This window comes from Olivibacter sitiensis DSM 17696 (assembly GCF_000427965.1).
GTDB lineage: Bacteria > Bacteroidota > Bacteroidia > Sphingobacteriales > Sphingobacteriaceae > Olivibacter > Olivibacter sitiensis.
In genome coordinates this window covers 198269-210307 of sequence record NZ_ATZA01000001.1, presented here as the reverse complement: position 1 = coordinate 210307, position 12039 = coordinate 198269, and the positions used below count along the sequence as shown (strand labels likewise).

6 protein-coding genes are annotated in these 12039 nt (G+C 49.5%); 3 read left to right on the top strand and 3 right to left on the bottom strand.

Annotation, left to right across the window (positions count from 1 at the left end):
* Positions 1-4: 4 nt before the first annotated feature.
* The 3 genes from A37S_RS0100950 to A37S_RS0100940 all read left to right on the top strand — a co-directional run bounded on the left by A37S_RS0100950 (position 5) and on the right by A37S_RS0100940 (position 4044).
* The gene (locus A37S_RS0100950; protein ID WP_028295377.1) at positions 5-1642 is read left to right on the top strand and encodes a hypothetical protein; all 1638 of its coding nucleotides are present in this window, start codon (positions 5-7) and stop codon (positions 1640-1642) included.
* A gap of 135 nt (positions 1643-1777) precedes the next feature.
* The gene (locus tag A37S_RS23110) at positions 1778-2992 is read left to right on the top strand and encodes a glycosyltransferase family 4 protein (RefSeq protein WP_051292616.1); all 1215 of its coding nucleotides are present in this window, start codon (positions 1778-1780) and stop codon (positions 2990-2992) included.
* 143 nt (positions 2993-3135) lie between these two features.
* A complete protein-coding gene (locus A37S_RS0100940; RefSeq protein WP_036600778.1) occupies positions 3136-4044 on the top strand; it encodes a CorA family divalent cation transporter in 909 nt (302 codons plus the stop codon).
* 52 nt (positions 4045-4096) lie between these two features.
* On the opposite strand, the gene A37S_RS0100935 is transcribed toward A37S_RS0100940, so the two are convergent.
* From A37S_RS0100935 to A37S_RS0100925, 3 genes are all read right to left on the bottom strand, one after another.
* Positions 4097-6490, bottom strand: coding sequence for a S9 family peptidase (locus tag A37S_RS0100935; protein WP_028295375.1), 2394 nt, complete (start codon positions 6488-6490; stop codon positions 4097-4099).
* Between the two features lie 192 nt (positions 6491-6682).
* Complete coding sequence (gene frr, locus A37S_RS0100930) at positions 6683-7246, bottom strand: ribosome recycling factor (RefSeq protein WP_028295374.1); 564 nt, start codon at positions 7244-7246, stop codon at positions 6683-6685.
* A gap of 84 nt (positions 7247-7330) precedes the next feature.
* Positions 7331-11899 (bottom strand): efflux RND transporter permease subunit, encoded by a 4569-nt coding sequence (locus A37S_RS0100925; protein WP_028295373.1) that lies wholly within the window; start codon positions 11897-11899, stop codon positions 7331-7333.
* Positions 11900-12039 lie beyond the last annotated feature (140 nt).

Genomic DNA, 12039 nt, shown 5'->3' with positions numbered 1-12039 from the left:
TTGTATGCGAAAAAAAGTCGTTTTCCTATCGTTGTTAATAGGTACATTTACCAATATAGTCCTAGCACAGTCTTACTATCACCCCTACTCTTATCAATTTTACCAAAAGCTCAATCCCGTACTTTATGGCAAAAATACGCGGCAGCATACATCCATAAAACCCTTGCTTATCGATTCTGTGATACAGCCCAGCTTTGATAGCCTTATGTATATGGGGGGACGCGAAAGAACGTCGTGGGGAGGGCGCAAGCTCTGGCAAGAACACCTTATAGACGTAAAAAACGAGGAGTACACTTTCTATGCCGACTTTCTTCCCGATTTTCAAGTAGGCCGTTCCTTCAAGGAAGGGGTTACTACCTGGCTCAACACACGTGGCTTTCAATTTGGCGGCAGCATAGGCACTAAATTTTCCTTCTACACCAATTTCTTCGAAAGCCAAGCGCGCTTTCCCGATTATATCAACGCCTACATAGACGAGAACAAAGTGATACCGGGACAGCAAGGCAAATTGTATGACCAGCGAACCGGATTAAATCAGGATTGGTCCTATGCTACCGCAAATCTTTCCTACACCGCCAGCAAATACCTCAACGTCTCGCTGGCTTATGACAAGAACTTCATAGGAGATGGCTACCGCTCCCTATTGCTATCGGATGTTTCGTCCAATTATACCGCTCTAAAACTAACAGGCACCTTGGGCAATGTACGGTACATGAGCATGTGGGCCTATATGCTAGATCCATTTGCCTCCCGCTATATATTCAGCGAAATCCCTGACGATGGCACGGAACGCAGCAATTACGGCGACCTGCACAAATGGGGTGCTTTTCAATACCTCGACTGGAACGTGAGCAATAGCCTGTCGCTTGGCTTCTTTCAGTCTATATTGTGGGCTCCCAAAAATGCTGCAGGCAAAAGAGGCTTTGATTTCAATTACCTCAATCCCCTCATTTTCTTGCGCCCTATAGAATCTGCCAATACATCTTCTCCCGATAAGGTACACCTTGGGCTCAACGTCAAGTATAAAATACTGAACAACATGACCAGCTATGGCCAATTTCTTCTGGGAGAGTTCACCGCTAAGGAGTTTTTTGCGGGAAATGGCTACATGCACAACAAATTTGCCTACCAGCTAGGCATCAAGGGGTATGAACTATTTCGCATTCCAAAGTTAAATTACTTGGTTGAATTTAATACCGCTAGGCCCTACACATACCAGCATTTCACCCCCATCACTGCATACACAAACTACAATCAGCCCTTAGCCCATATATTGGGCGCTAATTTCAGGGAAGGGCTGGCTATCATCAATTACAGCCAAAAACGCTTCGACTTTCAGCTTCAAGGCAATTGGGCCATGTATGGCAAAGACCCCGACGAAGACACGAACTATGGAGGCAATGTGTTCAAGGACTACATGAACTATGTCAATTTTTATGGCAATTATATTGGACAGGGGGTGAACACCCACCTTACATACCTTGACCTAAAAACTGCCTACCTGATCAATCCAAAGTACAATCTACGACTGGAAATGGGCATAGGAAGCCGAAGGGAATGGAATAAAAACATGGATAATACAACTGTTTTCGTTAACTTTGGCTTACGCGCGTCGTTTAGAAATCTTTATTATGATTTTTAGTTTACTTTATTGTAAATTTGGCCGAATAATTGTAGCGCAGGAGTGATAAAATTCGTTTTCACACATATGCATATTTTTATTGTCTGATTAGGACGAATTGCGTTATTTTTAAGGTGTCTTCTATCTATTGTGTTTATGTTAAATGAAATTCTACTTGCCTTTTGTCTATCAGCCATTGTCTCCTGGTTCACAGTTCCCGCCATCATTAAGATTGCTTTCCAAAAACGCTTATTAGACGATCCATCCTTCGAGGAGAGAAAGATTCATCATCACTCCATTCCAAACCTTGGGGGCGTTGCCGTATTTAGTGCTTTCGCATTGGTGAGCACGCTCATGATTCGATCGGAAATGCTTCCCAATGCCAATTATATCTTTGCAGCTGCCCTGCTGATTTTCTCCATAGGCCTCAAGGACGATCTAATAGCCCTTGACCCTTACAAAAAATTTGCAGCTCAGTTCATCACTTCGTTCATCGTGGTGTACTTGGCGGATATCCGCTTTACCAGTTTCTATGGCGTATTTGGCATGTACGATATCAGCCCACAACTGAGCTATATCTTTACCAGCTTTTTCGTAGTGTTCATCATCAACGCTTTCAACCTCATAGATGGAGTAAATGGGTTACTTGGAACTTTAGCTACCTTCATCTCCATCACTTTTGGCACGCTTTTCCTTATCATGAACCAAGCAGGCTGGGCCGTGCTCTCTTTCTGCCTGGCAGGCTCGCTAGTGGGTTTTCTACGGTTCAACTTTATAAAGCGCGCACGTGTTTTCATGGGTGATGGCGGAGCATATACTATCGGTTTCATCCTGGCTTTATTGTCAATTAGTTTTGTGGAAATCAACAAGCAACAAGCTGTGCCTACTTTCGAGTCCGCACCGGCATTGGTGCTTGCCATCATGATTATCCCCATATTTGATACCTTTAGGGTATTTGCCAAGCGTATCATCAGCGGCAAATCTCCTTTCTATCCCGATAGGAACCATCTGCACCATCGGTTTCTCAATATGGGCCTATCGCATCATCAAACCACGTTGACACTGTTGTTTAGCACAGTAGCCTTCACCGTTCTTGGATTTGTATTACGGACAATAGGCACCATCGAACTCATGCTTTTGATACTGTTCACGGCACAATTCATCAATTATAGCCTTTGGCTATATGACTCACGCATGCGGCTCATCCTGCACAACAGGAGGATGGCAGAAGCGTCCTTTCAGAATCAAAAAATCATATCGGACACCACTTTTGACAAAATCATGGAGGAAGAGCCGTCGTCCTTTACCACCACTACCAAAGAAAACCTTACCCAAGAACTTCTAAGGGAACTAGAAAAAAGAAAAAATTAGCGCAGTTCTGCGAATGCATTTTGACCGGCAAACTTCCGTTGGTGCCGTGTTGTTATTGTATAAACTCCCGAAATTATTGGGAACGAAGGTAACTCTCAACAAAATACCTATTTTTACCTTTCATATATACAAGGGAAAACAACATGCAACAACAAACGCTATTGACAAAAGAGGAGGACGGTTTCGACTGGGTCAATATCATTAATCCAGAAAAAGAACACCTGCAAACACTTGCCGACCAATACGGCTGGTCACCTTCCTCCATAGAAGATCTTTTTGAAGCAGACCATTTCCCCAAGCACGAGATATTCGACAATTATACTTTTGTCATCTTGCGATTCTATAAGGACGATAGCCCGGAAGATATGGACACCATCAAGACCATCAGTACGGAAATTGCCATTTTCATCACCCGAGATTATATCTACTCTATCTCTAGCGAGGAATTCCCAGAAGTGCTTGACTTACCCAAACATATCCGTCAAAAAAAGGGTAAGCAACTGAAAAGTAGCGGGGTGCTGACCTCCATCACCCGACTGTGCCTCAAAAGCTACGAACGGCCATCAAAGGAACTATCCGACGCCATAGACAATTTTGAGGAGAGCATTTTCCTTCACAGCTCACGTAAGCCCATGCTCAAATCCATGTACTACATCAAGAGAAAAGTAGACACCATCAGGCGTCTGCTCATCCTGTTGTACGAGGTAGTGGACAAGGTAGATGCCAAGGACACGAGCAATGCGAATACGCGCGACTTACGCGACTACTTCACGAAGATCAAAAACATTTACGACAACCTTTCCGAGAATACGGCCCAACTGCTTAACGTATCGTTTTCGGCGGCAGCGCATCGCACCAATGAAACGATGCGCATACTCACTATATTTTCCGTGTTTTTTATGCCCTTAACATTTATCGTAGGCATATACGGCATGAACTTCGATATCATGCCCGAGCTGCATTGGAAATACGGCTATCCTGCCTCCTTACTCTTGATGGTCGTGATTACCATCATCGTCTATCAATGGTTCAAGCGCAAAAAATGGCTTTAAACCTGTTCCTAAGGCCATTTCCATAAGACGGAGAAACCGTACACACTAGCAACTAGTTCGTGAGATTAGTCTCAAACAGCTTCAATATGCGCTTGTACTCGTCCGTCCAGCTGCTGGGCTCCACAAAGCCGTGGTCTTCCACGGGGTACACGGCCAGTTCCCAATTGTCCTTCCCCAGCTCGATGAGGCGTTGGCTCACCCGAACGATATCCTGAAAATGGACATTGACGTCGACCATGCCATGGCACATTAGCAAGTGCCCTTTCAGGCCCGCGGCAAAATTGATGGGCGACGAAAGCTCATAGGCCTTGGGATCGTTGAACGGTTCGTTGAGGATATTGGAGGTGTAGCCATGGTTATAGTGGGCCCAGTCGGTGACCGAGCGCAGGCCCGCACCGGCGGCAAACACCTCCGGCTCGTTGAACATGGCCATCAGGGTGATGAAACCGCCATAGGAGCCGCCATACAGGCCGATGTTCTTGGCATTGACGCCATATTTATCTACCAGGAGCTTGGCGCCATCTACCTGATCACTCAGGTCCTTGCCGCCCATATGGCGGTATATGCCGGTACGAATATTCCTACCATAGCCGGCGCTGCCGTTGTAGTCGATATCCAGCACCGTGTAGCCCAGGTCTGTCAATAGATTGTGGAACATGTATTCCCTAAAATAGCTGCTCCACCAGTAATGTACATTTTGCAGATAGCCCGCTCCGTGCACGAAAATGACGGCTGGGTGCGATGCCTTTGGCTTCTCCGGTACATAGACCCTGGCATAGATATCTTCATTATGCCTGTTCTTGAAGCTGATGACCTCCGGCTCTTTCCAGGCGTAGGCCTTGAATTCTTCCGTTAAGGACTCGGTAACCTGCTCTGCCTTTGCCCCCGCTTTGTTTTCCTGCAGATAGAGTTCCCAAGGCTTATTGGAATAGGAGTACCTGATGGCCAGCCACTTCTCGTCGGGAGACAATGTTACTTCATTTCCACCTTTCATGGAAGTAATCTGCTGCGGCTCGCCACCACCTACAGGAAGCTTGTAGAAGTGCGTGATGCCGGGATGTTCCTTATTGGCTTCCAGGTAGAAGAATTTCTTGTCTCTTGACAATTGCACGGACTGCACCTCAAAATTGCCCGCAGTCAGCTGCTTGCGCTCTCCGCTAAGCACATTGACGGTATACAAATGGGAATAGCCCGTGGCTTCGCTCTGAAAGTAAATGGTATTCTCGTCCAACCAGTCCAATGTACCTCCCCCTCTGCCGCCAATGCCCGGCCCCGCTATCCAGGCATCATCGTGCTGCCTATCTACCAAGCTCCACGCACCGGTAGCGGGCACATATTTCATCAACCACTTGTCCTTATGGTCCAATGCCGTGAACGTGAAGATGGCCGCACTACCAGAAGGGTTCCAATTGACGGATCCCATATTGATCTTTCTAGGCTCTTTCTTTTCCTCCAGCTTCTTCTTTTCTCCGGGATAGTCGGCATAGAAAGCAGGAATATCGTATATGCCCGGTAGTTGCTTTACATCCACTACCACCACGCTGTCTTTCTCCCTATCGTATATATATCCCTTGCCACTGGCTGGCTGTTCACCCACTTTGGTACGTCCCGGCATGTCTTCCGTAAACCCAGATGCGGTAACGAAATTGGGAATGATGGTATTTTTATTGCCCGTTGCCGCGCTGTAGGTAAATACGGTCACATAGCGCAGATCTGGGCTTACGCCCAAGCTTCTGACCTGCTCCTCTGCACCTATCGCAATGCCCTTAATTTCGTCGGGCCTAAGCAAACGCCTCAATGAATCGGCAGCGTCTCTCTGTTTTTTTCTGTCTTTGAGCACATCAAATAATTCCGCCTGCTGCTCCTTGAGCCATTTTTCCTGTTCATTTTCGCCGCCACGTTCCCTGCCGGGCATTCCTCCACGCTCGCGCGGATTACCGCCACTTCCCTTTTTGATATAGCTGAGCTGTATCAGGTCGCCGCCGGTCAAATCGAGGGCATAAAGATCCTCTCCCTTGCGGAAGCTGAGGAAACGCTCGTCCGCACTTAGCACGGGCATACTTTCCCTATCTATGGTCTTTGTCAGTTGCTTTTCCGTGCCCGATTTTGTTTCCTTCGAGAAAAGATCGCCATCGCGTTCAAAATAGATCTTATCCCCCTTTTTGGTATAAACTGCTCCCCTTATTTGTTTCCTTTGCTCCTCGATCGACACCTTCTTGGGCTGTCTATCCTTCAGTTCTATGCTGTAGAGGGACTCTTGAATATCGGCATTTGGGTTCCAGTTAAAATAGACCTTGCCCTCTTCGCCCCAATATACGTTGCTCGGGGAAGTTCCCATCCATTTCGGGTCGCGCATGATCCGCTCCACCGTAAGCGTAGACCCTTGCTGTGCATAGCCGACGGCCGTTCCCATCAGCACAAAAGATAAAAGTATGTGTTTGAACATGTTCAACAGATTGATTTATATGCTAAAATACGAGGGATTTTTGACAGAACAGACTAAATTTTGCAACATTTTTATCACAAGAGGACTAAGAGCCTGTTTAAATTTTAGCAATAAAATTTAAACAGGCTCTAAAAGCAAAAAGGCACTAGATAAACTAGCGCCTTTTTGCTTTTTTCTTATGCGGATACTACCCTAAACGGTCATGATATCCTTTTCTTTGCTTTCTATCAGCCTTTCGACCTTGGCGATGAAACTGTCGGTCAATTTTTGCACTTCCGCTTCGCCTACCTTGATTTCATCTTCGGATAGACCTTCGTTCTTCAGCTTCTTCAGTTGATCGTTGGCATCCTTGCGGATGTTCCGCACGGCGACCCGTCCACGTTCTCCCTCGTCTTTCACTTTCTTCACTAGTTCCCTGCGGCGTTCCTCGGTCAATATGGGAATTACCAAGCGGATGATGCTGCCGTCATTTTGTGGGTTCAGCCCGAGACTGGAATCGATGATGGCCTTTTCTATGACCTGCAACATATTCTTCTCCCAGGGTTGGATGACCAATGTCCTTGGATCTGGCGTATTCACGTTGGCCACCTGCGATATGGGTGTAGCCGATCCGTAATAATCCACATTAAGGCCATCGAGCATGGAAGGCATGGCCTTGCCGGCACGAATCTTCGTCAGTTCATTTTCTGTATGGTTTAGCGCCTTTTGCATCTGCTCCTGCGCATCGTCCAATTGTAAGCTAATCAGGTCGTTCATATCTTTTTCAGCGATTTCTCTATCTATGCTGTTCCGCCAGCTGGCGGATGACAAACGGCCAAAAATAGCAATTTTTTATGAATATCATTGCCATCCACCGCCCAATGCGCGATAAAGATCAATGATGGTCTGCAAATGCTCCTTATAAATCTGATTGAGGCTTATCTCGGCCTCCAGCACGTTGCGCTGGGCGGTAAGTACCTCCAAGTAATTGGCCCTCCCAGCCCTAAACAGCTCATTGGAAGCATCTACGGCCAGCTGGAGGGCTTCTACCTCTTCCTTGTTCAGCTCGCGCCTATTGCGTAGGCGCTGCTGCGCTTTCAGTCCCGTTTCCACCTCTTGCCAAGCATTGAGCACCGTGCGTTCGTAGTTCTGGAAGGCTATGCCATTGCCGGCCAATTGCTGTTCATATTCCGAGCGGATGATCCGCTGGTTGAAGATGGGCGCCGTAAGTCCGCCCAATAGGCCATAGGCCAGCGAAGAGGGCGTCACGAACAGCTTGTTCATCCCGAAAGCCTGATAGCCCACATAGGGCGTCAACTGCAAGGATGGGTAAAAGGTCGCCTTGGCCGATTTCACGTCGCTCAACGCCGCCTGCAGCTCCAGTTCGGCCATACGGATGTCAGGCCTCATGGCCAGCATTTGCTCGGGCAAGCCCAAGCGCACCTTGCTGGTGAGGGGATAGCTCTCGATATCCAGCTGCGAGCGGTTGATGGGCTGGTTAAACGAGCCGATCAGGTAGTTAAGGTAGTTCTCCTTGGTATTGATGTCTTGCAACACCCGCTCCTTGAGTCCTTTGGAATTGAGCAATACGGCCCTGAACTGCTGTATCCCAAGCTCATTGGCCCTTCCCCCCTCTTTTTGTATCTTGATGAGCTCATAGGACTCTTCCTGTATCTTGATGTTCCTGTTCAGGATTTTCAGTTCATTATCATAGGCCATCAGCTCGTAATAGGTCATCGCTATCTCTGCAATGAGCTGGGTAGACACCAATTTCCTGCCCTCGTAAGAGGAAAGGAAGCGCGCCAAGGCCGCTTTTTTCCTGTTCTTTAGCTTGCCCCAAAGATCTATCTCCCACGATGCCCTCAACCCCAGAAAATAATCGGGCAAGGGATCGGGTAGGCGCTCGTCGTCTTTCAGGTTGTCGGACAGGTTGGTGTCGTAATTGCCTATGCCGTCCATCGTATAATGGCCAAACTTACGCAAGCCCGCTTCTGCCACGGCATCTATGGATGGCGCAAGGGCATTTTTCCGAAGCTTCAGGTTGGCCCTGGCCATCTCTACCCTGTAGAGGGCTTCCTGCATATCGGGACTGTTCTTCAGTGCCGTATCTATCAGCGATACCAGGTATTCATCTTCGAAGAAATCGCGCCAAGGTGTTTGGGCCATATCCGTGCTATCGGTATGCCCCGTGCTATAGGTACTGGGTACCTCCCTTTTGGTTTGCTCCACCACATCCTTTTGCATCCCGCAGCCGCTCAATCCCACTGCCAGCAGCACGGCTATTACCGCTATGGTACCCTTAGAGACCTTGGTCGTTTTCTTTTTACCTTCCAAGCTGGCAAACAGCACGTACAGTCCCGGAATGAGGATCACGCCAATGATGGTACCGATGACCATGCCACCCAAGGCAGCCGTACCGATGGAGCGATTGCCAAGCGCGCCGGCACCCGAGGCGATCACCAAAGGAATGAGCCCCGCATTGAAAGCGAAGGAGGTCATCAAGATAGGTCGTAATCTGGCCACTGCTCCTTCTTTGGCAGCCGTGAGGATATCCATACCCTCCTTGCGCCGCAGCTCGGCAAACTCGATGATCAATATGGCATTCTTGCCCAGCAAGCCGATGAGCATGATGAGTGCCACCTGTGCATAGATATTGTTCTCAAGGCCACAGACCTTCAATAAAAAGAAGGCACCAAATATACCGACCGGCAAGCTCAGGATGACGGCCAGCGGCAGAAGGAAGCTCTCGTACTGTGCGGCCAGCAATAGGTAGACAAATAGGATACACAAAGCGAAGATATAAAGCGCCTGATTGCCCGATATGATCTCCTCCCTGGTGATGCCCGACCACTCTATGTCATAGCCCTGCGGGAGCGTTTCGCTGGCTATGCGCTCCACCACCTCAATGGCCTGCCCACTGCTGTAGCCCTCTGCCTGCTCCCCGTTGATCATGGCCGAGGTAAACATATTGTACCGGGTCAACTGCTCCGGCCCATAGATGCGGTCCATCTGCACAAAGGACGAGAAAGGCACCATGCCTCCCTTGTCGTTCTTCACGAACAATTGCAACACCTGCTCCGGGCTGTTCCGGTAGTCTGGCGAGGCCTGTACCATCACCTTATACATTTGCCCATAACGGATGAAATTGGTCGCGTAGAAGCTTCCCAGCAAGGTCTGCAGGGTCGTCATGGCATTCTCCACGCTGACCCCCAGCTTGGCCGCCTTGTCATAGTCCACATTGATGAGGTACTGCGGAAACTCGGAGTTGAAGCTGGTATAGGCCGTTTTCAGTTCGGGCGCGTCGTTCAGCTGCTGCACGAAATCGCTCATGACAATGGATAGTTTCCCCAGATCGTCGCTCCCGCTCCTATCCAATAGCCTCAGCTCAAAACCACTGGCATTCCCAAAACCGGGTACCGTGGGCGGCGGGAAAAACTCGATGTCGGCATCGGCAATATCGGCGGTTTTCTCCTCCAGCATGTCTATCACCTGCTGCACGGATACATCCCGGTCTTCCCAGGGCTTGAGGTTGATCATCCCCATTCCATAGGCCGCTCCCGACACTTCGTTGGCGATGCTGTACCCCGCCAGGGAGGAGAAGCTTTCTACCGCCTCTTCCCCCCGCACCACTTTATCTATCTGGTCTAGCACGGCCTCCGTTCTGTCCACACTGGCCCCTGCCGGGGTGGTGACGTTCACGTAGATCATCCCCTGGTCTTCCGTAGGGATAAAACCCGAGGGGAGGATGCGCGCAGCGCCCCACGTGGCCACGAAGAATATGACGAGCACCAATAAGGTGATGCCCCGCCTGCCGGTAATCCGACCTAGCAGGCCAAGGTATTTGACCGAAATCCGGTTGTACCAACGGTTGAAGCCCGCGAAGAATTTGCCCATCACCCCCTTGGGCTTATGCTCACCGTGATGATCCATCGGCTTCAGTATAAGAGCGCAGAGCGCTGGCGTGAGCGACAGCGCATTGATACCCGATATGAGGATGGAGCCCGCCAAGGTGAGCGAAAACTGCCGATAGAAAATACCGACCGGCCCCCCCAAAAAGGCAACGGGGACAAACACGGCAGCCATGACGAGGGTAATGGCGATGATGGCCGAGGTAATATCCTTCATGGCGGCGATGGTTGCCTCCAGCGGAGGGAGCCCCTCTTCCATCTTGACGTGCACGGCCTCCACCACCACGATGGCATCGTCCACGACGATACCTATGGCCAGCACCAGCGCAAACAGGGTAAGCAGATTGATGGAAAAGCCCATCAGGTTCATGACGAACAAAGCGCCTACCAAACAGACGGGCACGGCCAGGCCGGGAATCAGCGTGGAACGGAAATCTTGTAGAAAGATATAGACGACCAGAAACACCAGTATAAAGGCCTCAAAGAGCGTATGCAATACCTCGGCAATGGAGGCATCCAGAAAGCGGGATACATCATAGCCCATGGAATATTGCATGCCCGGGGGGAACGAGCTGTCTTTCAGCTCTTCCAGGCGGACTTTTATCCGCTCTATTACATCCTGCGCGTTGGATCCCGGCAGTTGCTTGATCATGATGGCCGCAGAGGGCTTGCCGTCTATCTTGGAGGCCATCTCGTACTCAATGGAACCGAATTCCAGTTCGGCCACGTCCTTCACCCGCAAGATGGAGCCGTCCGGATTGGCCCGCAGCGGGATGTTTCCGTACTGCTCGGGCGTATTGAAGCGCCCGGGATAGCGCAGCACGTACTGCTGCATGTTGACACGCCTGCCCGAGCCCACTCCCGTCTGCCCGGGGGCTGCCTCCACGTTCTGCGCCCGCAAGGAGGTAATGATCTCCTCGCTGGACACGTTGTAGGCCACGAGCTTATCGGGCTTCAGCCATACCCGGATGGCATAGTCCTTAAAGCCCATGATCTCGGCATAGCCTACCCCATCAATCCGCTTCAGCTCCTTCAGGATATTGATGTCCGTGAAGTTGTATATAAAACGCTCATCCGCATCCTCGGCCTCGCTATAGATGTTGAGGTACATGAGCATGCTGTTGATCTCCTTTTCGGTGACCACACCTGCCCGTATTACCTCTTCCGGCAGCTCGTCCAAGACGGTCGTGACCCGGTTCTGCACGTTGACGGCCGCAATATCAGGATCGGTCTCTACGTCAAAGAAGATGGTGATGCGCGTATCGCCGTTGTTGGTGGTCACGGTAGACATATAGGTCATACCGGGCACACCATTGATGGCCCTTTCCAGGGGAATGGCCACCGCATCGGCACATACCTCGGCATTGGCGCCATTGTAATTGGCGCTGACGGTAACCGATGGCGGCACGATATCGGGGAATTGGGTAGTGGGTAGCGTAAATAAGGAAAGAATACCCAAAAGGGTAATAAATATGGAAATAACCAATGAAAGTATCGGCCTTCTTATGAATGTTTCAACCATAATAATGGAATAAATTATAATTTAAAGTCTGTCCATAAAGTCAGTGACCAAGCTGGCATGGTGTCTGGCAAGGCGCACGAAACGAGAAAAAGCGCAGTTTACTAATGGGTAAATGAGCATTTTTCTATTGAGCGCACAAA